Raw genomic sequence first — 255 nt, forward strand, 5'->3', positions numbered from 1 at the left:
TGTCCTTGAACTCAGGCTTCTCAACCTTGACGTCCTCACCCGGCTTACCCGAACCATCCTCATAACCAGGCTCGAACTCATCGCTCTGCTTGGTGTCAGGAGCGTCAGGCTGCTCAACCGTAACCGTGACGTCAACGTTGTCCTTCGAACCATCCGGGTAAGTCACCACAACAGGAACAGTGATCTTGTCACCAGGCTTCGCATCCTCAGGGATGGTCACCGTGATCTCACCAGTGTTCTCGTCGATAGTCACAC

At 54.5% G+C, this 255-nt stretch carries 1 protein-coding gene; it reads right to left on the minus strand.

The window, feature by feature from the left end; genetic code table 11:
* On the minus strand, positions 1 to 255 hold a 255-nt coding region (locus tag JMV54_RS10640), incomplete at both ends, for a YPDG domain-containing protein (protein WP_201518897.1).

Origin of the sequence: Gulosibacter hominis (assembly GCF_904842695.1) — a bacterium.
GTDB classification, from domain to species: domain Bacteria; phylum Actinomycetota; class Actinomycetes; order Actinomycetales; family Microbacteriaceae; genus Gulosibacter; species Gulosibacter hominis.